This window comes from Nocardia sp. CA-120079, from assembly GCF_050955745.1.
Taxonomy (GTDB): domain Bacteria; phylum Actinomycetota; class Actinomycetes; order Mycobacteriales; family Mycobacteriaceae; genus Nocardia.
In genome coordinates this window covers 4,046,102-4,068,433 of record NZ_CP192088.1, presented here as the reverse complement: position 1 = coordinate 4,068,433, position 22,332 = coordinate 4,046,102, and the positions used below count along the sequence as shown (strand labels likewise).

The window sequence follows — 22,332 nt, the reverse complement described above, 5'->3', positions numbered from 1 at the left end:
GCGACGAAGGAGTTATAAGATGCCGGAATTTGTTGGCGATAAGCCACTTTGGATCGTTTCGTTCGATAAGGACGGCGATGTCGATCGAGACGGGGCCGACGCACTTGTCGCGGGCGTACGCCAGCGGGGGCTCACCGACCTGATCGTGTTCTCGCACGGCTGGAACAACGACCGCAGCAAGGCTGTCGATCTGTACCAGCGATGGTTCGGAAAACTGGACGCATTGCCGTCCGCAGCGACGCGCCGGATCGGCTACGCGGGCGCGATTTGGCCGTCGGAGCGCTGGTCCGATGAACCGATCGGGGACTTCGCGCCCGCCGTGGCGCCCACCGGGGCCGCGGCCGCACGCCGCCGGGACTCTGTTCCCGCTGGATCACCGACGCTCGACGCCGACACTTTGCAGATGTTGAAGGCGACCTTTCCGGACGGAGCGCAACAGCTCGATCGGATTGCCGAACTGCTGCGAACCGAAAGGCCGAACCCCGGCACCATTGACGAGCTGTTTCGACAAATGCGCGAGTTCAGCATCGCCACTTTCCCGGGGAGTTCCGACAGCGAAGGCCCGAAGGTCAACGCCGACACCGGGTTCCCCGCGATGCTCAGTAGGAACAACGATGCGTCAGAGGTGTTCCGGGACTTCGCGATGGAGCTGATGAGATCGGGCGTCGACCTCGAATCGGCGCAGGGTGGCACTGCCGGAATCGGCGACATATTCGGGAAGGTGCTACACGGCGCCAAAGAGGCGCTACGGGCGGTGACCTACTGGCAGATGAAGAACCGCGCCGGTGTCGTCGGCGAGAACGGCCTTGGACCGCTACTGGGACGGTTGCATCGGGAATTCCCGAGTTTGCGCATCAATCTTATCGGCCACAGCTTCGGCGCGCGGGTCGTGTCGTATGCCCTGGCCGGATTGCCCGACGGCTTGGCCCCGTCCCCGGTGAAATCTGTCACGCTGCTGCAGGGTGCGTTCTCGAGCTTCGCTTTCGCGGACCCGTTACCGTTCGATCGGAACCGACGTGGCGGTCTGGCCGGACGATCCAACCGGGTAGACGGGCCCGTTTCCGTCTGCTTCTCGAGCCACGACGGAGCATTGAACAATTTCTATCCACTTGCATCGAAGGTCGCCGGAGACAACGCCGCGGGAGCGCACGGTGACAATCCGTGGACAGCGATGGGAGCCGTCGGCGCGTTCGAGGTAACCCAAGTCGAATTACGAGGCGTCGGCGACGACTATCCGTTCACCGCGGGCGAACTGATCAATATCGATGCGTCCGAAACCGTAGTGAACGGCCAACCACCGTTCGGTGCGCACAGTGACATAGTGCACGAAAACCTCGCCTGGGTTGTCGTGAAAGCAAGCAAGCTCGACACGCCCTAACCACGAGTTCGACCGCGGCGAGCGACGTGGCTGTGGAGAACACAGACTCCGTACCGCGATCGTCCGAGTGGAGGTGCGCAAGACAATGGGGAGATACCGATGGGCAACCTGGTGAGTTTCAAGGAGATCGGCGGATTTCGGGTCAAACTATGGCGCGGCGAATCGATGTGTTTGATGGGATTCGACGTCGATGACCCCGAGCCCGACTTCGTCGGTTTCGCCGTCGAATACCGTGAACCGGGCGCACGGAAATTCCTTAACCTGCACAACCGATTGTCCTTCGATTCGCAGGATGCGGTCACAGGTTTTCGCACCCACCCGACTCTGGAAGCGCCGCTGCAGACCTACCGATGGGTGCACTTCCCATTTCAGCCCCGCGCCGGCACCTATACCTACCGCGTCACCAAAATGCACATGCCCGACGACGGCCAACTCGTCGCCGGCGAGCAGATCCAGCTGCCGATCGATTTGGGACCTGTGACCATCGATGGTTTCCTCGACGTCGGTTTCGCACGAAACTTCGCTTCGTCACAGGCCTTTGTGGAAAAGCGCGCGGAACTCGATCTGCCCGCCGACATCATTCCCGCCGTAGCCAGCCGCGGCCTCGAGTTCGCCGAACGCAAGGCAGCGATCGCGAGCAAAAAAGAAAACATTTACGAGTGGCTGGGTTTCGAAGCCGATCGGCTGCTGTTCGATTTCCTGGACTGGGCCGTCGCCGACCACCACATCACTGTCGACGCGATGGCCTACGACCTCAACGAGCCCGACATCCTCACCCGGTTGGAGAAGCTGAAGAAACGGCTGCGCGTGATCGTCGACGACTCCGGCGAGCACGGCGAACGCTCCAGCTCTGAAACCAAGGCGGCCACGCGCCTGCGGGCCAGCGCCGCCGAAGTACACCGCGGCCACTTCGACGGTCTGCAGCACAATAAAGTCCTGATCGCCAAGCAAGACGGTGTGCCGGTACGGGTGCTGGGCGGGTCGACGAATCTTTCGTTCCGCGGCCTCTACATCCAGGCCAACAACATGTACGTGTTCACCGACGACGCGATCGCCGCGCTGTTCGCCGAGATGTTCGAGCGGGCCTTCACCGACATGGACGAGTTCGCGGCGTCCGAATTCGCCAAAGTCTGGCACTCGGTCGACCAGCGCGGGCGCCCGAGTGTCGGGCTGTGCTTCTCCCCGCACCTCGACCCGGAATTGGCGCTGGCACCGGTGGGCGGCGCCATCGACCAAGCCGGCTCATCGGTGCTCTATTCGTTCGCGTTCATGAATCAGACCCGGTCCGGCTCGGTGCGCAAGGCCCTGGACCGGCTGATGCGCAAACCGCTGCTGAGCTACGGCGTAGTCAACGAATCCAGCGGCATGCAGATCAAAAAGCCCAGCGGCGAAACAGGTTTGGTCGACTTCGACTTCCTGTCCGAACACGCACCGCCACCGTTCAAGGCGGAATGGTCCGGCGGCAAGGGCATCAACATTCACCACAAGTTCGCCGTGATCGATTTCGACCGACCAACGGCCAAGGTGTACACCGGGTCGAGCAACTTCTCACCATCGGGCGAGCACAACAACGGCGATCACCTGATCGTCATCGAGGATCAGCGCGTCGCGGTCGCCTACGCGGTCGAAGCGATCCGGGTTTTCGACCACCTGAACTTCCGCAACCGGATGAGCGCGGCGGAGAAGGCGCGTAAGAGCCGGGTCAAGCGCTCGACGGACCCGATGCTGCTCGAAAAGCCAACCGCGATATCGAAGAAGCCCGAACCGTGGTTCGCCAAGTTCTACGTCGCCGGCAGTCCCCGCGAACGCGACCGCAAGACATTCTCTCGCCGTGACCCCACCGACGATGACCGACAGACACCCACATCGGACGCGGAGTCGGCAACCTCATTGCCGCACCACAGGGCCACACGCACGCGGGCTAGACGCGGAGCAGAAGGTAAGCGGCCGTTACCGAGCCGATGACGGCGGCGCCGTAGCAGACCACGATGATCAACGCGCTGAACCGCTTCAGCCGCAAGCCGTCGTACAGCATGTACCGGAAGCGGTGTGCCCAATGGAATAGAGCCAGCACACAGAGTCCGAAAAGGACCAGCCGGGTGAGAGGATGACGCAACACCGAGAGCAGGTGTGCGTGGTCCGGCTCGGGCAGCCAACCCAGCGGGAAGGCGAGGCCGAACAGAAACAGCAGCACAGGTATGAGCAGTGCCGAGGCCATCCCGCCGGCGCTGAACATCAGCCACCCCAACGGTTCCAGGGACTTCCTTTTCGTCATCGCAGTACCACCAACAGCACGATCACTGTCAGCAGACCCCACAGCAGGTAGTGCAGCCCGAGGACCACGACCGGCGCGACGGGTCGGCTCCGCACATGCACCACCATCGCCTTGGGAGCGAGGTTGAACCAGGTGATGGTGTGCATGAGCACGAACAGCAGGGCGATCAGGTTCAGCGCGAGCACCCCCGGGCAGGCACTCCAGTTCAGGAACCGCTGGTACTGCTCGCTTCCTGAACTCACCGCGTTGACCAGAAGCAGGAGATACACCACGAACCAGGCGACGAACAAACTGCTGAGTTCGCGCAGGACGAAGATCAGGTACGAGCGGCGTCGCAGCCACCAGAACCTGGAGATCGGCTTTCGATACAACCGGGGTGTCGTGGTCATCGTGCCCGCCAAGGCATGAGGAAGTCGCGCAGCGATTGCGTTGCCGCGGTGAGCTTGTAGCGTTGGATCGCCCCAGCCGGGTCGACCCCCTTCGGGCACGCGGTAGTGCACTCGCCGACAAAGGTGCAGGACCAAACTCCCTCGGCCGACGCGAGAACGTCGCGCCGATCTCCGGCTCCCTCATCGCGCGAGTCGAGGTTGTACCTTTGGGCCAGTGCGATCGCCGCCGGACCGAGGAACACAGGATCGAGCGCGTAGACGGGACAAGCCGAGTAGCAGAGCATGCAGTTGATACACATGCTGTACTTCTTGTAGTCGTCCATTTCGAGCGGCGTTTGCAGGTACTCGCCGTCTTCGAGTCGACCGGGTTCCTCCCTGATCAGCCATGGCTTCACCGCGGTCAGCTTGTGCATGAAGTCGCCGATCTCTACGACCAGATCCCGGATCACCGGGAAGTTGCGCAATGGCTCGACTCGCACCGGCCCCGGTGCGTAATCGGTCAGGAAGGTGGCGCAGCTCAGTTGTGGCTCGCCGTTGACCGTCATGCCGCAACTACCGCAGATGCCCATCCGGCAGGACCAGCGGTAGGACACCGTTCCGTCGAGGTAGTCCTTGATGTAATTGAGGCCGTCGAGCACGGTCCAATCTCTGCGCAGCGGAACCTCATACGACTGCAGTACCGGTTCGTCGTCTCGATCCGGTCGGTAGCGCGCGACCTGCAGGGTTATCCGGTCCTCCATCGCCATCACCTCCCATATACGCGTTCGCCAGGAGGCCAGCGGGTGATCGTTACCGGGAGGTGCGAGACTCGGCCCGAACCGTCCGGCTCCCGATGGATCACCGAATGGGCCAGGAAACGCTGGTCGTTTCTGGCGGGGAAATCGGTTCGTTGGTGCGCACCCCGGGATTCCTCCCGCGCCAGCGCGCAGCCGATGATGCACTCCGCCACATCGAGCATGCACGACAACTCCAGCATCGCCACCAACTCGGTGTTGAACGCCCGGCTGTGGTCATCGAGGCAAGCACTGCCGAACCGATCGCGAAGCTCGCGCAGTTTGTCGACAGCCGCGGCGAGAGAGTCGCCGTCGCGGTAGATCCCAGCACTTGTCTCCATCGTCTCCTGCATCTCGGTGCGGATGCGCGCGATGCGTTCGGATCCCTCGGTGTGGCGCGTGAGCTCCCGTTCCAGCCGGTCCTGTTCGGCGCGACCTCGCGCCATGACCGCCGGCGTCCGGGTGGCCGTGGCCGAGCTGGCGTACTCGGCGGCGGCGCGACCGGCTCGCGCACCGAAGACCAGCAACTCGGGAAGGGAGTTCGACCCGAGCCGGTTCGCGCCGTTGATACTGACGCAGGCAACCTCCCCAGCGGCGTACAGCCCCGCCAGTGGTGTCGCGCCATGGATGTCGGTGTGGACGCCGCCCATCATGTAGTGGACGACGGGTCGCACCGGGATCAGCTCCCGGACCGGGTCGATGTTCTGGTATTTCGAGCACAGCTCGCGCACGAACGGCAGCTTCGTGTCGATGAGATCCGCACCGAGGTGGCGTATGTCGAGATGCACGACCGGTCCGTACGGCGTGGCGATGGTCCGGCCCTTGTCGAGTTCGTGCACGAAGGCCTGTGACAGCCGGTCGCGTGGCCCCAGTTCCATACTTCGCAACACCGGCACCGGTGATGGTGTCCCGAGGTCGTAATCCTGCAAGTAGCGGTAACCGTCTTTATTGAGCAGCCAGCCGCCCTCAGCGCGCGTTGCCTCGGTGATCAGAATGCCTGTGAACGGAAGCCCGGTCGGGTGGTACTGGACGAACTCCATGTCCTTGAGCGGCGCGCCTGCCCGGTATGCCAGCGCCATACCGTCGCCGGTCTTGATATTGGCGTTGGTGGTGAACGGATATACCCGGCCGCAGCCACCGGTGCATACGATGACCGCGTTGGCGTGAATGGTTTCGATGCGTCCGGTGGCCAGTTCTATGGCCACGATGCCGCCCACCTTTTCGTCGTCGACGAGCAATGTTGTCGCGAACCACTCGTCGTACCTGACGATGTCCGGATAGGACAGCGTGGTCTGGAACAGAGTGTGCAGCAAGTGAAAACCGGTCTTGTCGGCTGCGAACCAGGTGCGGAGATTCTTCATGCCGCCGAACGCCCGTACCGCGATGTGTCCATCCGACCGGCGGCTCCAAGGGCAGCCCCAATGCTCGAGTTGGAGCAGCTCCCGCGGTGCCTCCTCGACGAAGGCCTCGACAGCGTCTTGGTCGCAGAGCCAATCGCTGCCGGAGATCGTGTCGTATGCGTGCTCGTCGAGGGTGTCGTCGCGACCGGCGACTGCGGCGGCGCCACCCTCGGCGGAGACGGTATGGCTGCGCATCGGATAGACCTTGGAAACGATCGCGATGCTCAACTGCGGGTTGTGTTCGGCGATGGCGATCGCCGCACGCAAACCCGCGCCGCCTCCGCCAACGATCACGACATCGTGAAAAGCGGTCATGGTGCCACCCGGGATGTGGTCGGTCAGGCCTCGAAGTCGGCGCTTTGCTCGTCCATCAGGATCTTGCCGTCATGGCGGACCGTTCTGATCCGAACGCTGCCGTCGTGGAATTCGTGCCGAATCCGGCGGCAGCCACAGTCGTAAGTCATATCGTCGATGACCAAGCCCGCGTCGTCGTCTTCGCGGTGGCGAGCCCCGCCCCTCAGTTTCCCGCACGGGGCGCGTTCCTTGCTGAACTGCTCGGTGGCGCTGAGCATTTCCACCTCCCGGCAACCCGGTGGCACACCTGATTGATAGGCGTAGGCACATAAGTTTACGCGCATCGCACCGAGGCCGCAGGAGGCATTTCGGCCCGCCGGACGTAGCTATCCGCCACGTCAGTCGAATCTCCTTGCGCGACAAGACCATCCAAACTTTCAACGCCCGTCATCGAGGTAGCACGCCATGAGCGTCAGATCGAGTTCGGTGCCAGGCCGAGCCGATCACAGGTTTGCTGAGAGTGGGCCGAATGCGGAGCATCGAAGAGCCGCGACGGTCCGGTCAGCCGCCGAACCCGACCTCGATTACTCGTCGAGGGACTCGCCGCTGCTCGGGTATCGAAGCACAATGCGACTACCGGACGGTGCCGTGACTCCAGCGCCCCCCAGGGCGCGGTTGGCGATCAGCATGGTCGAGTTCGAATCGAGTTCGGCTGGATCTCGAGCTGGTGGACACGCCAAGGAATGCGACCGAGCCCATCAGATGCTCAGCAATATTTGTTCATCGCCAGAGCCGCTGATAAGGCATGGGCTCCGATGCTTCGCGCATATCGTGATCGATCTGAATTGTTGCCAGTCCCATTTCATACGCTGCCCTCGCAAAAGTGTGCGCGGCTACGGAGTCGGCGTGGTAGTGCATCGGCGGCCAACCCGGGAATCGGACCGTGACATGGCACTGCATTACTTTGGTCCTACGGCGCGGTCAGGGGCGGACCGCTCGGTACTGCGATGATCGAGAATCCGGCATTTCGTCTGTCGCACACTGACATCCGGCCGTCGGTCGAGCCTTGCCGCACGATTGTTTCCAGAACCCGGCGCCGCGGACCGCGTATGCGTCCCGTTCATTCGCCGTCCAGGATCGGAAGGAGCAGGCGTGAGCTGGAGTGCACGGTGTTTACGCCCACCGTGCCGACGGGGGCGTGACTGAACAGCAGCATGGGCCGAAAGTCCTTGCGATTGTCGTCGCTGGTGAGGATCAGCCGGATGCGGTGCCCGCGCTGGAACCGGCGGGCGTTGGCGACCAGCGGGATGCGGTAGTCGACCGGCTCGCCCGCAGGGATAGGGACCTGAGCCCGCGCGGGAAGGACGGGTCGGCCCGTCTCACTCGCGTCCTCGTCGACGTGACGCATGCCGGCGCGCAGCCAGCCCTGGGTGATGTCGGTGGCCTCACCGTCCGGGCCGATATCTTGCAGGAGCAGGATCCATGCCGTGTCGGTCGCGCTGCTGGTGGCGGTGAGCCGTAGTTCGGGGTGGCCGACCATGTCGATGTCGCAGGGAAGGGGGTCGCTGGTCCAACTCAGCTGTGCGGGCATCGCGTTCGCGCCGTCGGTGGCGTAGCTGCGCTCGCCCGGCCGCTCGTCGGCCGCAAGGGAGCCGTCGGCATTGAGGGCCAGGGCGGTGTGAGTGGCCGGCGGGGGCCAGGAATCGGCGGTGCGCCACTGTTCGGCCCCGGGCAGCCAGTAGCGGATGGCGGGGCCTTCGAGAATGCCGGTGTCTCGTCCCTTGAGCCAGTGGTCGAACCAGGCGAGGGCCTCGATGTGCATGCTTTCCCATGGCCAGGGCAAGCTGTGCTCCCCGAGCATGGACATGCGCACGTGCGGATTGTGGGCGAGGGCCTGCCAGGCTTTGAAGAGGCTGGGCAGATGGAGAGCGACATTGGACCACTCGCCGCCGAGGTAAACGGGAATGTCGATACGAGCGAGCAATTCGGTCAGGTCACGGTCGTCCCACCACGCGTCCCGGATGGGGTGCTCGGTGGCCACCGCGTTCAGCAGGGTCTCCCATGGGTGGGCATCGTGTCGGAAGCGGCTGACCAGCCGCAGGCCGGCGGTCACCTGAACGGCGTCGGTGTGATCGAACCGGCGGTGGACGGCGGGAATGGCGAGAACTTTGCGCAGCAGACGGGACAGGCCCTTGCGGTAGAGACGGTCGCCGTGGGCGGACAGGACGCCCAGCGCACGGAACCAAGGGGTAATGAAAGACTCGCTCAACAGGCCGTTGTGGTAGCTGGCTCCCCACGCCTCGATAGTGACGTTGAAGGGAAACAGGGCTTTGAGGTGCGGCGGGCGTTGGGTGGCCGCCTCCATCTGGGTCATGGCGTAGTAGCTGATGCCGATCATGCCTACGTTCCCGTCGCACCACGGCTGCCCGGCGACCCACTCGATCAGGTCGAACAGGTCCTTGCGCTCCTGCTCGTCGAAGAAGGTGTAGGTGCCGCCCGAGCCGACCGTGCCGCGAAGGTTGGCAATGACATGGGCGTAACCGCGGGGCACCCAGAAGTCACTGGTGCCGGCCTCGATGATGGCCGCAGGGGCACCCAGGTCCTGCAGTTGGCGGGGATAGGGTGCCGCCGCGATGAGCGCGGGGAATCTGCCCTCCGCATCGGGCCGGTGAATGTCGGCCAGGAGTTGGGTGCCGTCGCGGACCGGGACGGTCACGTTGTCCTCGCGGGTCGTCCCGTGGAGGGCCGGGGACAGGTTGCGGTACTGACGACCGGTGGTCTGCGGTCCGTTGAGCCGACGCTGACCTGGCTCCACTCCAGCGGCCTTGATTCTGACCATGGCACCTTCATTTCCACGTATACAGAAATTAACTGTCCTCACCGTACGCGCACCGGCTCGTCGTGAACAAGGGTAATTTCCATATGTCGTGAAAATATGATGGATCGGCGCGCGGTGACCCCGGTCGTACGTGTATCGCCCAGGGGGACCAGGGTCCGTCGCCCTCACCGGTCATCCGATGGAGCGGGCAGGATTTGAGGCAATGGCGACCGGCGGTCTGCTTTGGATAGGCGGACCGACGGGCGATCCGCCCGAGGCAGTTGCTTGCGGTCAGGCGTTCCCCGGGATGTCCCCGCCCATGGCGCCCGTGAGGTAGTGCTGGACAGTCGGCGCGATCAAGCGGATGACCTGCTCCGAGGGAATGTCGGCGATGCGGTCGATCGCCCAGACGTAACGCGTCATCGCCAGACCCACGATCTGCGTGGAGATCAGATTTGCGCGCAGTTCGGCCTCGTCGCGGGGAAGGCTCGCCGACACGACCTGCAGGACGAGCGCGGAGAAGACGGAGCGGAGGCGCTCCATGGCGAAGGGCTCGTGACTTGCCGCGAGGATGATCGAGCGCAGAACCTCCGAGGTGGCCGGGTCGTCCCACATGCGCAGCGCCGCCTCCACGAAGGCTCGCCCGCGCTCCTCCATCGGCACCTGGGCGGCCTCGGCAATGGCCGCACCGAAGGCGGCCGGCGGCTCCAGCGCCGCCTTCAGAAGTCCCGTCTTGTTGGAGAAGTAGTAGTTCACCAGGGTGGGATCCACATCGGCGGCCTGAGCCACCGACCGCAATGAGGTCCCGGCATAGCCCCGCTCGGCGAAGGACTTGCGGGCCGCCGTCAGGATGCGGTCCGCCTGCGCGCCACGTTCCCCACGCGGACCCCTCCCTGCTCGTGTCACCATGCCCGCTGTCCCCCTTCTGCCCATTCCATAGGCGCGCGCGATTGCCCGCCGATGACGCTTCAGCACCCACTGAAACATTTTCAGCATACCGTGAAATTGCAACCAGGCGGCCGACATGCGCACGCCGGGCGCTCGCGGACTCGGCGCTCGCGACACGCCTGATACGGATTGCGCTGCGCCGAACGGCGACGACTCCTTTTCAACGCACAACTCGATCCCCGATGCCGCCAAAAACCTTGTGCCAGAACCAGTTCGACTTGCCGACAAGCAGGCTCGGGTACCCTGGCCTGAGATCAACTACCCCTCCGAACGGGGTAAGCCCGTTGCTGTCAATGCGCGTAAAGGTGATACCGATGCTGGACTACGGCCTCGACATGTCCGGTGTAGAACGCGACCTTGCGCTGCCCGACTTGGTGGCTGAAGGAGATGAGCTCGACGCCCTGGTAGCAGCGCAGACCGACTGGTCGGAGCCCACGCCGGCAGCGGGGTGGACTATCGCCCACCAGATCGCGCACCTTGCCTCAGCTGATGCGAACGTTCTCATCGCTATCCGGACCCCGGAGGCGTTCGACGCCGTGCTGAAGCAGGCAGAAGCCGCAGGCAGTCGATACGCTGATCTCGACGCCGCCGCGGGTGCAGCCAAACCACGATCAGTACTGCTGGAACAATGGCGCGCCGGCCGAACCGAGGTAGCGGCGGCGCTACGTGATGTTCCACTGGGCCATGGGTTTCCGTGGTACGGCTCGCAGCTGACCGCAGCGCTCATGGTGCCGCTTCGACTGATGGAAACGTGGGCTCACGGGCAGGACATTTTCGATGCACTGGGTGTCACGCGCCGTCCGACGAGTCGCCTCCAGCATGTGGCCACGTTGGGAGTGATAGGACGGGAGCTGTCGTTCTATGCCGCCCGATTACCTACTCCGGCAGAGCCGTTCCGTATCGAGCTGACCGGCCCCGACGGCCGAACCTGGGTATGGGGCCCAGAAGATGCCGTGCAACGGGTTCAAGGCAGTGCCCTCGACTTCTGTCTTCGAGTCACCCAACGCAGGTCCCGAGCCGAGACCGACCTCACGGCGGTCGGGCAGGACGCGCACAAGTGGCTCGATATCGCTCGAGTATTCCTCTGACCGGACCAGCGAGCGGGTGGCGAAAGATCAACGTGCCGCAAACGTTCACGGTGCCGGCTGACAAGCCATGGGCCGTACCGGGCGAACGGCGTTGCAGCAGTGGAGCATTCGCAAGCGCCGTGCAACTCGGCGACCCCGTGGACCGCCAGGCTCGGAGGGATCGGCGCCGACGGTGCGGCGAACGCCCGACTACCGGTAGCAGTAGGAATCGGAGGAGGCGTCGCCGCCCTGGAGGCGCACCTGGTGCACCCGCAGACCTCGAAAGTCCTCGTCGTGTGGGAAGAACGACTCGTCGATGGTCATGCCGCCGTCGGGATCGGTGTGCATCACGGCCATCCAGGCGCCGACCCCATCCGGGTAGAACTGGTCGTCCCACGCGCTGTAGAGCGAGTTGGTGAGGTAGACCCGCTGACCGTTACGGCTGATCTCGACCATCTGGGGGCCACCCGCAAGCGGCTGGTTCGGCGCGGCCGGGTGGGCGGCGCGACCCACGATCCCGCCGAGCCGGACGGACCCGGTCTCTTTCGGGCTGGCCGGATCGTGCACGTCGAACTGCTTGAGCTCCCCGGTGCCCCAGCACGAGACGTAGAGGTATGCGTCATCAACCGACAGGTCGATGTCGCTGACCAGCGGCGGCACCGCGCCGAACGGTTTCAGCGCCGGCGGCAGCAGGTCGGGATCAGCCGGCTCGGCCGGGATGGTGATCACCTTGTCGACCGCCCACACACCCCCGTCGTGGTGCCAACGCCACACGGAGGCCGACAAATCCTCGGTCGAGATCACCACGCCGACGAAACCCCAGGTGGCGTCCGGATCGTGCGCAGGGCGCAGCTCTAGTGGCATCTGGTTGTGTTCCCCGAGATCGACCCGCTGCTGGTGCCGACCGGCGGTGAGGTCCCAGAAGTGGATCGCGTGGCCGTACTTGTTGGCCAGCAGCAACTCCGGCTGCAGCCCGTCCTCGATCATGGACGGCGTGCCCCACTCGCTGCTGATCAGGGTGTTCTGGTTGAGATGCCACCAGGCGTCGTACGCGAGATATTGCGGCCCGCGGTCGGTCTCCCATTGCCGCAACACATCGAACGTGCCGTGATCGAGGAGCGCTATCCCGCCCGGCCCGTCCAATCCGTCTGCCCCACCGAGGCAGGTCATGAAAACACCGTCCGGCCCGCAGTGCAGCGTGTGCGGGCGGGAGTAGCCGGCCTTGGCCGCGAGCTCGGAGCTGTCCACGATCTTGGAAAGGGTGGGCCGACACGGGTCGGGCTGGGTGTCGAACACGTACAGGTGCGACGAGCGCAGACCCGGCACGATCAGGTAGCGCCGAGCCAGCCCGTCGATGCGATGGCCCTCGTGCTTCAGCGCGCTGCTGCAGGCGTTCCAGCCGAAATGGTGCAGCTCGTTGCCCAGGTGGGGCACCTCGGTCCAGCCCACCACCCTGCCGTAGGTGGCCGAGCCCGGATCCACATCGACTACCGACAGCGCGTCCGGCTGCTGTGCCGCCCGGTCGAACGCAACGACGTATGCGAGCCGCTCCGGCGGCGCGGCAGCCGCATCCGCCGCGCTCCGATAGAAGGTCGGGTCCATGTCCGAGTGATCCATTTCCAGCCTCCTCCATGTCGATGGGCGCACACCCACGCACCTCGCCCTTCCGGCGGCTCCCAGGTTGGCCCCACTCGCCGGTCGCGTGCCGTAATGGCGCGAGGGCAGACAGTAACCAGTCTCGGCCTTTCGACAGAGATCCACCAGCTACCTCCGGGCAGCCCGCGCGGTAGGCCGCAGTCGCAATCCGGGAAAGCCGGGCGGACGAGTTCGTGACGGAAGTCGAACAGCAAAAGAAGGCCGAGTTTCTTGGCGAAGATACGCCGAGGCCATTGCCGCAGAACCTGACCGGATCACGCGGTTGGATCGGGAACTCGCGAGTCTCGCGTCCCAATACGACCTGGGCAACGGGCGGATGGAGTGGGAATACCTCTTGGTCACCGCACGCCGATCGGCCTGACCTGGCCATATGGCGTTGCTCGGAAGCCGCGGCGGTCGATGTGAGAGCCGTCGCGCGGCGGCGGGTCGAACTCCAGTGGAGTGATCACCACAGTCGGTTCGGTGTCGGCGCGTCCGCGGCGATAGCGGGCGGCGATGCGCGGCTCAGCAATCGCGGCAGCGTGGCCGCTGCGATCGGAAATCCTCAGCAACATCCCCGCATGTGCGTCGAAAGGGTGGCGTACCTGCGATTTACTCGAATATCTCGCACTCTCGCTCTATGCATCGTTAACCGACTGTGCGTAAACTGTGACCGAGCTGAAATCAAAATATTGCCCTCGCCTCGGGCGCGAAGCCCAGGGCAACGGATTCAACCGCCGGCGAGCGGGAGCACGTGATCTAGAAAGCAGATTCAGAGAACAAGATCACTATAGTCACCAAAGGAGTTGGCCATGCACAAGAAGGTCGAACAAGCACTACATCAGGATTTCGATCGCTGGACCCAACTGGTCGACCGCGCAGCGCACGCGGAGAACGAAGTCGAGCGGGAGAAACCCGCCTTGGCTGCGACGGAGCTGCAAATGAAGTGGACCCGTACCGCCGCCGAGGACTGGCAAACACTGCACGACCACTGGTACGAAGGAATCGACCGGATGCGGGCAAGTGTGTGAAGTTCAAATCGCGGGGTGTTGTCGCGGCACCCGTCCGCAGCAGTTCCGAGGATGCTTCGGCTAGTTCGTAGTCGCGCAAACTGATCGTACGGACTCCCGGTCACTGTAGGTCTGATCGCAGTGCCGGTGCATTTCGCTCATCGCTGTCCGGCCGATGCTGCGCGGTACTCGCGAGGTACCGGATCGGGTTACTCCTGCCGCCTCGAGGACTGGTTCGCGTGGTTTGTCGACACTGCCCGAGTGCCGGATACGGTGTTGGCCAGTGCGATGGCGACGCGGCGTTCGGACTCATCGGCGAACCGGCCTGTGAGGGTGACGCGGCCTTCGTCGACGGTGGCCCGCCAGCGTCGGTTGCCTGTGTAGTCGTCCAGGCGCTTCTGGATTTCTACCGCTGTCCTTTCGTCCGGCTCGAGCATCAATCGCAGTAGGTCACTGCGGCTGAGGATGCCGACCACCAGGCCGTCGTCGTCAACGATGGGCACGCTGCGCAGTCCGTGTCGCGGCAAGATCTGACCGACTTCGGCCAAGGTCTTGGTCTCGGACACCGCGACGGCCGGCGCTGTCATCACGCTGCGCACCGTCTGTGTGCGGGCTTCGTCGGCGCGCAACACGTCGCCGCTGGTCAACATTCCCACCAGCCTGTCCTGGTCATCGACCACCGGTATCGCGGCAAATCCGTAGTCTGCCAGGGGTATTGCCGCTGCTCGAACGCTATCGCCGTGCCGCACGGTCACCACCGGTCGTTGCATCACGTCTCCGGCTGTCACGGTCATCGTCGGTTCCGGTTCGGCAGTCTGCGCATGCCCTGAGCAGGCCGGCTCGGCGAGGTCTGCATCTGTTTCTCGAACGTGCCGGCCGGCTACCAGTGCGACGGGATCGGTGGCTCGTTGCGCGAACATTGCCTCGATTCGTGCTTTTATCTCAGCGGTGCTCATCGCTGTACTCGATGCGCCCTCCCGGGACCAAGTTGTTGTCATCGATATCTCCTTTTATGCGCTTCGTGCGCGATCTGCGCAGTCCGCCATTGTCACTTCATTCGAATTGGCAACGACAACCGATTGCAGCCATCAGCGATCGTGTTCTAGTCGGCGCTCCTCGCGTCGGCACAGGCTGCGGTTATCCGGCTGACACCCTCGATGATGGTGTGAATTGGGATTTCGGGGTTGCCCGAATCCGACAGCGGCGATAGCCGGATTTGTCGCTTCTCGACAACGCGAATCGTCACTCGCTTTCGGTGGCCGCGAGTTCGATGAGCATCGCGAGTCGCTTGCGGGGGTCCTGCAAATCCAGATTCGTCACATCGCCCATCTTCCGCAGCCGGTTGCGCACGGTGTTCTCGTGTACGCCGAGGCGCTCGCCTGCCTCGACCGGGTCGCCCTGCGCCTCCAACCACGCCTGCAGCGTCACCACATAGTGGGTGGAGAACGCGTGGTCGTACTGGCGGAGTTCGGCAACGGGACCGCGTGCGGGGACGCGACCGGATCGGGCGGCGGTGCGCAAGCGTTGGAGCAGAATGGCGTGCCACGATTCGTCATAGGCGGGCGGCTCGCCGCTGGGTTGGACACTCTCGTGCAGTACGAGGCACTCGTCGGCCTCTTGGCGCGCCACCGCCAGCTCCACTGCCCCAGCTCCTGCGCTGATGCCGGCTGACACACTCATCCGCTTGGGCAAGGCGGCGCGCAGACCGGTGATCCAGCGCCGCGCCGTCATCGCCTGGTCGCCGGGCAGCACCGTGTAGACGGTGTTGCCCGCCAGGGCGCTACGGCCGGGCCGTGACCACCCGAACCCGGTGGTGGCTTGCTCGAAGAGCAGCAGCAGTGCGGCGTGCTGCTCGTTCGCGATGTGAGCATGCAGCGCGATCACCCGTAGCGGCGTCTGCGGTAACCCGAGCCTGCCTGCCACCGTCGCCGCGTCCGCGGTGCCTTCCAGCAACCGGAGCACCAGTTCGGATTCGACCTGGCGTTCCAGGTCCGCGCTCGCTCGTGATCGCAGAACGTGCAGGGCAACCGTGCGTGCGCCGTCGGTCAGGGCCGTCAGCGCAGCTCCAGCCAACGGCGTCGAGCACGTTACCCACACCGATCCCAAAAGTTCCTGCCCTGCCCGCGCGGCCACGACCATCCGCCCGCTCATCCCATGTTCGGTGTCCGCGCCGACGAACACCGGCTCATCCGAGGCCGCTAAATGTGCGAACACCCCCCGTTTCTCGAACACCCGGCACAGCCACTCCGGCGCCTGCCGGCCCAGGATCGTCTCCACCCTCGCCCGATCAGCGTCCTGCTGCAACGTCGAGTAGGCCAGCACCCGAGACAGCCGGTCCTCGATCGTGACCGCGGCGCCGACCGCATCGGCCAGAGCATCGGCCAACGCGAACAAATCGGTCGGGCCGCGACCGGACTCGGTCTCACGTCCCTCGAGCACCACGCCATAGACGACCGCCGCCAACTCACTCCACGACACGGCCGGATCGACCACCATCACCGCGACAGCCGGCGCGGGGTCTGCGAACGTGATCTGCTCACCATCGCCGCGTACCAGCACCACAACAGCTCGCGCCGCCACCGCCCATTCCACAGCCTCGGTGACCGACCCGGCACCGATCGCCAGCAGCACCTCGCCCACCACCGGGCCGCCCGTCGCCGACTCGTGCAGGACCACGCTGCGCAACTCCGCCGACCGCGAAACAGCCGAAAAACGCAGGCGAACCCCGTAGCCACCCAGTACATTCACCAGCCGATCCAAGGTGACCACAATCACCTCCCAATACCGCATCGATCACCCGGCCGCCCAGCCTGCACCGGCTCGATGCGATCCACCACGACTTATCGGTTTCGGCTCGACCAGTTGGAAATCGCACAATTGCTACAGGTCAACTGTCGTGCCCGGCACGGTGAACGCCGACAATCCACGGTACAACGACACGGGTCCGCCGCCGGGTACATTCTTGGTGCGTGGTCTTCGACTTCTCCACCTTCCCGGTCCTCGAGACCGAGCGACTGGTACTTCGTGAATGGCAACCCACCGACGCGAGCGACATGTTCGCCTTCCGCAGCGATCCCATCGCGCAGCGCTACAACTCCGAAGCCCATCGCAACGTATCCGACACCAAGGCCTTGATTGCCACGCTACGCACCGCCTACGCCGCCGAGGAACAAATCCAGTGGGCCCTAACCAGGCGCGATGACCGTCCCATCGGTGTGTTCGGCTTCAACTCCTGGCAACGCTTCCACCGCCGCGCCGAGGTCGGCTACGACCTCGCACGGACACACTGGGGACAAGGCATCGCCACCGAAGCCCTCACCGCCATCGTGAGATTCGGCTTCGATCAGATGCGCCTGCACCGCATCCAGGCCCACACGATCCGCACCAACGAACCTTCGATCCGACTCCTGACACGCTTGGGCTTCCACCGCGACGCCGTACTGCGCGACTACTCCCTCGAAGAGGACGGCCACTTCCACGACAGCACCATCTGGTCACTCCTGGAAGCGGAATAACCATCTGCTCCACAGTCCGTCGGTAGGGCACCGCCCGCCAACGGTTGTCGGCGGATCCAGCCGTCGCAGCTGCTGGTGTCGAAAGGGACCTCGAGTGCGCCGGAGTTGCCCGGCGACGGAGGTACGCGGTGTGCGCGCACGACGACGGTCTTTCGAGGCGTTCGGCGACCTGACTGTCGCGAGGATGGCTGGCCGACAGACCCGAATGGGCGCGGCAGCCTTACTTGCGGTGCCGTCCGGGGCGAGAAGGTAGTGACAAAGCGAGGGGTGGTAGCTGGGTTGTATCGGCCAGCGGGTCAACACGTAGCGTCGCGATGAAATGGTCCACGGAGGCGAAGCCCGCGGCGTGGATATGCGAGAGCAGTTCGACTGCGGGGATAGCTACGTCGGTTCGCTTCATACTGGCTCCCTTGCCAGGCTGATGGTGTTGGCACAGCGACAGGGACTCGATCTCCAGCGAGAGCCCTGTCCGGTGTACAGCGAACGGCAGCTACGTGGGTGCGCCTGCCGCCTATGGCCTTCCGATTCACCGGAGCAAGCAGAATCGTAGCGAAGGCACGGCTATCACGCAGCGGTTTACCGACTGGCTTCATGTCGGCGAATCGGCCGCTGCGTTCGGGTCTGGTTCTGTTGTAGTGGTCCGGGTCCCCCTCCGCAGTGCTCGAGAACCGGTTCACGGCCTGCTGCATCAACTGAGTTGGCACATCCCTTCATGGGCCGGATGTGTCCAGCCCAATGCCGAAGCTCGGCGCTGCATAGTCAGGCGCGGCCTGTAGAACGCGTGCCCGATCGCAGCAGGGGGTCTCACCGGGGCTGCGGCCCGGCACCGTGGTCGGCGGTCGACTGCGCTGCGGTCAGCGCTACCGGGGAAGACTGATCTTCACATCGCCGACGCCGAAATCATCTGGCGTATCGGCGATTTCACCGAGTTGTCGCTCCCGACTCGGCATCGGGGTCTTGCGGATCTTGCGCGGCCAGCTGCTGCCACACCACGTCCGCGGCGTGGAACACCTGGCAGTCGGAGTGCACATGCAGGGTCGGCTCCAGATTGCTCCCGAGGGCTTCGAAGGCGCAGGCCTTGTACTCGACTTCGGTGAATTCCCCCGGCACGAAAAAGATCCCGGTGTGGCTGTCGGTGTCGACCGCGATCAGATACCGCAGGTACGCGCCGGTGACCGGTTCGAGGTTCTGCCCCGCCGCGATCCGCGACGCCAGCAACCGTCTGCAGGTGGCGTGCCGCTCGGTGAGCACGTATTCCTGCGCGCCGGTCAGATCGAAGTGGTAGGTGCGCCTACCGGGGCCCGCCACGCGGTCGCGGTGGTCGGTCAGGACCCATCCATTGCACGACCCCAGTTCCGTCGCGGTCCAGCGCGCATCGCGACTGCGGTATATCGCCGCGGCAAGCCACAACACGAGTGCGCAGTGGCGCGGGAAGTCCCCCTCGACCAGTACGCGTCGGCGCGCGCGTGCCAGCGCGCCGAACAACAGTGCCGCACCGGCGAATCCGGCCGTGGCATCGGGGTCAACGGCGAGAACATGGGCCTGGTCGCGGGCCAGGATCCACTGCTCGGCGTCGGACGGTTCGGTGACGGCGCATGCCTCGGCGGTGACGAGCGCGGCGACCGTGTCACACAACGGCGCGGCGGGCGCGCTGGAGAGAATCTCGTCGATGTCGGCGGGCACCTGCCGTATCCCCCACACCAGCGCGGCACGATAGATCTGGCGCTGGGCGAGGGTGTCTGCGCCGGTGAGCTCACCGGCCAGGCTCCACACGAGCGTGGTGGCCTCGGCCGGAGAGTGTACGGCGAGCGGGCCGTAGAAAGCAGCGACAGCCTGCTCGCGCAGCTGCCCGACCAGGTCGCGGCGAGCGGAGAAAGCGGCGGTGACGGATTCGGTCATGACGAGATGGCAGCATCTTCCTAGTCGCATCGGAATCGGTTGTGTGGCTGCGGGTTTCGCGTTCAGGCCGGATCTGATTACAGGGTGATGTACCGAACCGGCCGGGTTCACATCAATCCAGGCGGCAACCGTGATGGGCTCGCAGAATGCCCAGCAGCCGAGTTTCGCGCCACAGCCCGGCCACCGATGAGCACCGCCCGCTGCTCCGCACCCCCTGTCGCAACTGCTTCTCCCCCAGCGCATTCCGTATTGAACTTACCCTGGAAACATCCTCGCGGTGGCGTGGCTGCGCCAGGTGATGGCGGCGACCGCCGATCTACTGGCTGTCCCCGTCCGAGCTACAGTCGCGGGCCAGGGCCCGAATTACTTTCGGTCGGGGCCAGGGCCTGCCACATCGCCTGGCCGATAGCGACCACGCCGCGGGCGGGCAGGGCGACATCGCCTATGACCGGGTTCGTATCCAGGCGTGCGGGATGCCCGAGGTCGCGGTCGTCGAGCACAGCCGTCGACTGCGTGATCAGGTACATCTTCTGTGGCATGAGGATTCCGACGTGGCCGCTCGGCATGACACCCGCCATGCTCAGATGTCCCAAACCCAGTGTGGCGGCGATCATTTCCCGGGCACGCACCAGCGAACGCGACCGCCAGGTGGAAAGCGGCAGACGCCCTCCGACGGCGTTGAGCATATGTAGCGCGATAGTCTCGTGTGCGGTCAGCGTCCAGTCCAGCGCGGGTTCGTCGACGGTGATTCGCAGCGATGCCGGTCCGGTCCACGCCACTCGAATCGTGGCGAAACCGGTGTAGGCACACGCGGGACCGTAGTAGCGGGGGCAGGCGGTCTCCAGCCGGTCGCCGTCGACGAAGATCGACCATCGGCCGTCGGGGTCGCGGTGCCAGACGGTTTTGTATGGGCCGAAGTCGTTTTCGGGGAAGACACGCAAGGCCAGGATGTGGCCGCTGTCGAAGGGAAGGCCGAAAACGCCCCAGCCCTTGACGTATTCGTGGCCGGGCCACGGCGCGTGGCCCCGGTTTTCCGGCAGGTCGGTCAACTGGGATGCCAGATCTAACATGGTACTCACCTCCGGCGCGGCGCGCCTGAGTAGCTGAATGTGGTGGCCGGGACCTCGTCGATCCACTGTCGCGTCGGGATGGCGCGCCGCAGTTCGGCGTTGCTCGGCCTTGAAGCAGATCGGACACCTCACTTCATGCATTGCCGCCGGACGACAGAACGGATCATGAAACGAACGCTAGGCGCGACGGCTACGCATGTCGTCGGGTGTTCTCCCTACGAATCGGTGGCCAGCGTGTCCAGCAAGCCGTGCTGAACCGCGTAGAGCGTGGCGGTCGCTCGAGTCGACGATCCGGTCTTGACGTAGATGCGTTCGATGTGGGTGCCTGCCGTTTTCGGGGTGATGCCCAGGGTGCGTGCGACGTGCCGGGTCGAGGCACCCCGCGCGATAAGTACGAGGACCTCGAGCTCGCGCGGTGTCAGACCGTCCGGGCCGCAGCGGTGGCGATGGCGCGGCTGTCCCGCTGCCGCGAGGACAGCGTCGACCGCCGCCGCGTCGAGTCGACCGCAGCGCACCTCGGCGCGCAGTTCGGCGAGAATCTGCTTGGGTGGCAAGGCATCTCGATACGGACGCGGCTCGGTCACGGCCCGATACGTATCAGCCGCCGCCAGCAGGCGCGCCGACAGCGGGATCGACGGTCCGGTCAGCCCGCGATGCGCACCGGAGCCGTCGAGGCGCTCGTAGGCCATGGCCGCGATAGCCCCGATGCGAGACAGCGCGGCCGGGCGGGCCAGCACCCGCTCGGTGTAGTACGAGTTCATCCGGAGCCGCTCGAGCTCGGTCACGCTCAGCGCTCCCGGTTTGTCCAGAATGGTGGCCGGAACACCGTGTAACCCGATGTCGTGCAGCAACGCCGCGCGACGCACCAAGGTGATATCGGCTTCGGGGAACCCGGCGACGGCCGCGGCCCGACCGGCGAGATCGGCTACACCACGAGAATGGCCTGCCCGGTAGGGCGAGCGCAGATCGGTGAAGTCGGCGATCACCTCGAGTGCCGAATCCAGTTCCGCGCCGGTGAGATTCCGCCGCAGGGCCGGATCGTCGGCAATGAGCTCCGCATAGTCCGGCTCGACTTCCGCATCCGCCAGCAGGTCGCGGGCCGAGGCACAGAACGCGTCCACCACGGCCGGATCGAACTGCGTCCCACGCCGCGAACGGGCGACCTCGATCGCGGCATCGATTCCAGCACTACGGTGCAACACCTCGACGACATCGGCGAGATGGAACAGCCGCATACCGAGCCCGATTCGCTCCCCGGCGACACCCCCCGGCACGCCCTTACCGTCCCATCTCGCGAAGAACTGCCGCAGTGAGTCCCCGACAGCCGGGCCAAGCCCGAGCCGTTCCGCCATCGTCGACGTGGTGAGGCAGTGCGACATCAACCCCCGCTCGATATCGCGGCCGCCCTTCGCCGCGATCGTCACCGTCTTGCGCACCCGCTGCGCGAACGGTCCCGAGGACCCCGCGTGCGACAGGAAGAAGATCGCCCCGCTCGCCCCGCGCAAATCCATTTTGTAACTGTCCGCGCGAAAAGCGATGTCATCGCCGAACCACGCGGCCACCTCGGGTGCGTCGGCCACACAACCGGTCCACGCCAGAACCGCGGTGTAGTACAGGTCGGACCGCTCCTCGGCGCTCAACCCGACTCGCTCTCCGAGCCGCGAAGCCAGCCGCCACGACCGCAGCACATGCGCCATCGGCTGGCCCAGGCCGAGATCCATCGCAAACGAGAACGCGGCCAGTAGCGCGGCCAGCGAAACACCCGAGTCCCGAGCGTCACGCGTCATGTTGCGAGCATAGGCGTGTCCGCCTGCACAGCGTTTGATCCCTGGAAAAGGATGCTCTCGCCACAGGCCCACCC

Annotated in this window: 18 protein-coding genes; 5 read left to right on the top strand and 13 right to left on the bottom strand. The window is 64.9% G+C overall.

Translation table 11 applies throughout. The features are described from left to right. The first annotated feature begins 19 nt into the window (after positions 1-19). Both ACQPYR_RS18505 and ACQPYR_RS18500 read left to right on the top strand, forming a co-directional pair. Complete coding sequence (locus tag ACQPYR_RS18505; RefSeq protein WP_433633828.1) at positions 20-1,378, top strand: alpha/beta fold hydrolase; 1,359 nt, start codon at positions 20-22, stop codon at positions 1,376-1,378. 99 nt (positions 1,379-1,477) lie between these two features. Then, entirely contained in the window at positions 1,478-3,343 is a 1,866-nt protein-coding gene (locus ACQPYR_RS18500) for a phospholipase D-like domain-containing protein (RefSeq protein WP_433633826.1), read from the top strand. Here ACQPYR_RS18500 and frdD read toward each other — a convergent pair. From frdD to ACQPYR_RS18465, 7 genes are all read right to left on the bottom strand, one after another. Further along, on the bottom strand, positions 3,300-3,653 hold the full coding sequence (frdD, locus tag ACQPYR_RS18495; protein WP_433633824.1) for a fumarate reductase subunit FrdD: 354 nt from the start codon (positions 3,651-3,653) through the stop codon (positions 3,300-3,302). The genes ACQPYR_RS18500 and frdD overlap by 44 nt on opposite strands. Continuing rightward, the gene (locus tag ACQPYR_RS18490) at positions 3,650-4,042 is read right to left on the bottom strand and encodes a fumarate reductase subunit C (protein ID WP_433633822.1); all 393 of its coding nucleotides are present in this window, start codon (positions 4,040-4,042) and stop codon (positions 3,650-3,652) included. Before ACQPYR_RS18490 ends, frdD begins: the two co-directional genes overlap by 4 nt. Beyond that, complete coding sequence (gene sdhB / locus ACQPYR_RS18485; protein WP_433633820.1) at positions 4,039-4,782, bottom strand: succinate dehydrogenase iron-sulfur subunit; 744 nt, start codon at positions 4,780-4,782, stop codon at positions 4,039-4,041. Before sdhB ends, ACQPYR_RS18490 begins: the two co-directional genes overlap by 4 nt. Positions 4,783-4,787: 5 nt before the next feature. Next, positions 4,788-6,530: a fumarate reductase (quinol) flavoprotein subunit gene (gene frdA / locus ACQPYR_RS18480; RefSeq protein WP_433633818.1), complete on the bottom strand. Its 1,743-nt coding sequence runs from the start codon at positions 6,528-6,530 to the stop codon at positions 4,788-4,790. A 23-nt stretch (positions 6,531-6,553) separates the two neighbouring features. After that, positions 6,554-6,787 carry a hypothetical protein gene (locus ACQPYR_RS18475; protein WP_433633816.1) on the bottom strand — a complete coding sequence of 78 codons (234 nt, stop codon included), beginning with the start codon at positions 6,785-6,787 and terminating at the stop codon, positions 6,554-6,556. A gap of 842 nt (positions 6,788-7,629) precedes the next feature. Beyond that, a complete protein-coding gene (locus ACQPYR_RS18470) occupies positions 7,630-9,348 on the bottom strand; it encodes a CocE/NonD family hydrolase (RefSeq protein ID WP_433633814.1) in 1,719 nt (572 codons plus the stop codon). 270 nt (positions 9,349-9,618) lie between these two features. Next, positions 9,619-10,236: a TetR family transcriptional regulator gene (locus ACQPYR_RS18465; RefSeq protein ID WP_433633812.1), complete on the bottom strand. Its 618-nt coding sequence runs from the start codon at positions 10,234-10,236 to the stop codon at positions 9,619-9,621. Between the two features lie 353 nt (positions 10,237-10,589). On the opposite strand from ACQPYR_RS18465, the gene ACQPYR_RS18460 reads away from it, so the two are divergent. Next, positions 10,590-11,363, top strand: a complete 774-nt coding sequence (locus ACQPYR_RS18460; RefSeq protein WP_433633810.1) for a TIGR03084 family metal-binding protein — start codon at positions 10,590-10,592, stop codon at positions 11,361-11,363. Between the two features lie 189 nt (positions 11,364-11,552). On the opposite strand, the gene ACQPYR_RS18455 is transcribed toward ACQPYR_RS18460, so the two are convergent. After that, positions 11,553-12,959: a selenium-binding protein SBP56-related protein gene (locus ACQPYR_RS18455; protein ID WP_433633808.1), complete on the bottom strand. Its 1,407-nt coding sequence runs from the start codon at positions 12,957-12,959 to the stop codon at positions 11,553-11,555. A gap of 830 nt (positions 12,960-13,789) precedes the next feature. Here ACQPYR_RS18455 and ACQPYR_RS18450 point away from each other — a divergent pair. Further along, complete coding sequence (locus tag ACQPYR_RS18450) at positions 13,790-14,008, top strand: hypothetical protein (protein WP_433633806.1); 219 nt, start codon at positions 13,790-13,792, stop codon at positions 14,006-14,008. A 188-nt stretch (positions 14,009-14,196) separates the two neighbouring features. Here ACQPYR_RS18450 and ACQPYR_RS18445 read toward each other — a convergent pair whose 3' ends face one another. Together ACQPYR_RS18445 and ACQPYR_RS18440 are read right to left on the bottom strand one after the other, a co-directional pair. Beyond that, a complete protein-coding gene (locus ACQPYR_RS18445) occupies positions 14,197-14,781 on the bottom strand; it encodes a CBS domain-containing protein (RefSeq protein ID WP_433633804.1) in 585 nt (194 codons plus the stop codon). A gap of 448 nt (positions 14,782-15,229) precedes the next feature. Beyond that, on the bottom strand, positions 15,230-16,756 hold the full coding sequence (locus ACQPYR_RS18440) for a PucR family transcriptional regulator (protein WP_433633802.1): 1,527 nt from the start codon (positions 16,754-16,756) through the stop codon (positions 15,230-15,232). Between the two features lie 200 nt (positions 16,757-16,956). Here ACQPYR_RS18440 and ACQPYR_RS18435 point away from each other — a divergent pair, with 200 nt between their 5' ends. Further along, positions 16,957-17,502, top strand: a complete 546-nt coding sequence (locus ACQPYR_RS18435) for a GNAT family N-acetyltransferase (RefSeq protein WP_433633800.1) — start codon at positions 16,957-16,959, stop codon at positions 17,500-17,502. 921 nt (positions 17,503-18,423) lie between these two features. Here ACQPYR_RS18435 and ACQPYR_RS18430 read toward each other — a convergent pair. The 3 genes from ACQPYR_RS18430 to ACQPYR_RS18420 all read right to left on the bottom strand — a co-directional run bounded on the left by ACQPYR_RS18430 (position 18,424) and on the right by ACQPYR_RS18420 (position 22,258). Further along, on the bottom strand, positions 18,424-19,401 hold the full coding sequence (locus tag ACQPYR_RS18430) for a hypothetical protein (protein WP_433633799.1): 978 nt from the start codon (positions 19,399-19,401) through the stop codon (positions 18,424-18,426). 338 nt (positions 19,402-19,739) lie between these two features. Beyond that, positions 19,740-20,471 (bottom strand): hypothetical protein, encoded by a 732-nt coding sequence (locus ACQPYR_RS18425; RefSeq protein WP_433633798.1) that lies wholly within the window; start codon positions 20,469-20,471, stop codon positions 19,740-19,742. Between the two features lie 215 nt (positions 20,472-20,686). After that, positions 20,687-22,258 carry an HD domain-containing phosphohydrolase gene (locus tag ACQPYR_RS18420; protein WP_433633796.1) on the bottom strand — a complete coding sequence of 524 codons (1,572 nt, stop codon included), beginning with the start codon at positions 22,256-22,258 and terminating at the stop codon, positions 20,687-20,689. Positions 22,259-22,332: the final 74 nt, after the last annotated feature.

Coding starts and splice junctions, on each gene's coding strand:
- ACQPYR_RS18490 (WP_433633822.1), bottom strand. CDS start 4,042: ATGACCACGACACCCCGGTTGTATCGAAAGCCGATCTCCAGGTTCTGG.
- ACQPYR_RS18500 (WP_433633826.1), top strand. CDS start 1,478: ATGGGCAACCTGGTGAGTTTCAAGGAGATCGGCGGATTTCGGGTCAAA.
- ACQPYR_RS18470 (WP_433633814.1), bottom strand. CDS start 9,348: ATGGTCAGAATCAAGGCCGCTGGAGTGGAGCCAGGTCAGCGTCGGCTC.
- ACQPYR_RS18425 (WP_433633798.1), bottom strand. CDS start 20,471: ATGTTAGATCTGGCATCCCAGTTGACCGACCTGCCGGAAAACCGGGGC.
- ACQPYR_RS18445 (WP_433633804.1), bottom strand. CDS start 14,781: ATGACCGTGACAGCCGGAGACGTGATGCAACGACCGGTGGTGACCGTG.
- ACQPYR_RS18505 (WP_433633828.1), top strand. CDS start 20: ATGCCGGAATTTGTTGGCGATAAGCCACTTTGGATCGTTTCGTTCGAT.
- frdA (WP_433633818.1), bottom strand. CDS start 6,530: ATGACCGCTTTTCACGATGTCGTGATCGTTGGCGGAGGCGGCGCGGGT.
- ACQPYR_RS18420 (WP_433633796.1), bottom strand. CDS start 22,258: ATGACGCGTGACGCTCGGGACTCGGGTGTTTCGCTGGCCGCGCTACTG.
- ACQPYR_RS18455 (WP_433633808.1), bottom strand. CDS start 12,959: ATGGATCACTCGGACATGGACCCGACCTTCTATCGGAGCGCGGCGGAT.
- ACQPYR_RS18465 (WP_433633812.1), bottom strand. CDS start 10,236: ATGGTGACACGAGCAGGGAGGGGTCCGCGTGGGGAACGTGGCGCGCAG.
- ACQPYR_RS18430 (WP_433633799.1), bottom strand. CDS start 19,401: ATGACCGAATCCGTCACCGCCGCTTTCTCCGCTCGCCGCGACCTGGTC.
- frdD (WP_433633824.1), bottom strand. CDS start 3,653: ATGACGAAAAGGAAGTCCCTGGAACCGTTGGGGTGGCTGATGTTCAGC.
- ACQPYR_RS18450 (WP_433633806.1), top strand. CDS start 13,790: ATGCACAAGAAGGTCGAACAAGCACTACATCAGGATTTCGATCGCTGG.
- ACQPYR_RS18460 (WP_433633810.1), top strand. CDS start 10,590: ATGCTGGACTACGGCCTCGACATGTCCGGTGTAGAACGCGACCTTGCG.
- sdhB (WP_433633820.1), bottom strand. CDS start 4,782: ATGGAGGACCGGATAACCCTGCAGGTCGCGCGCTACCGACCGGATCGA.
- ACQPYR_RS18475 (WP_433633816.1), bottom strand. CDS start 6,787: ATGCTCAGCGCCACCGAGCAGTTCAGCAAGGAACGCGCCCCGTGCGGG.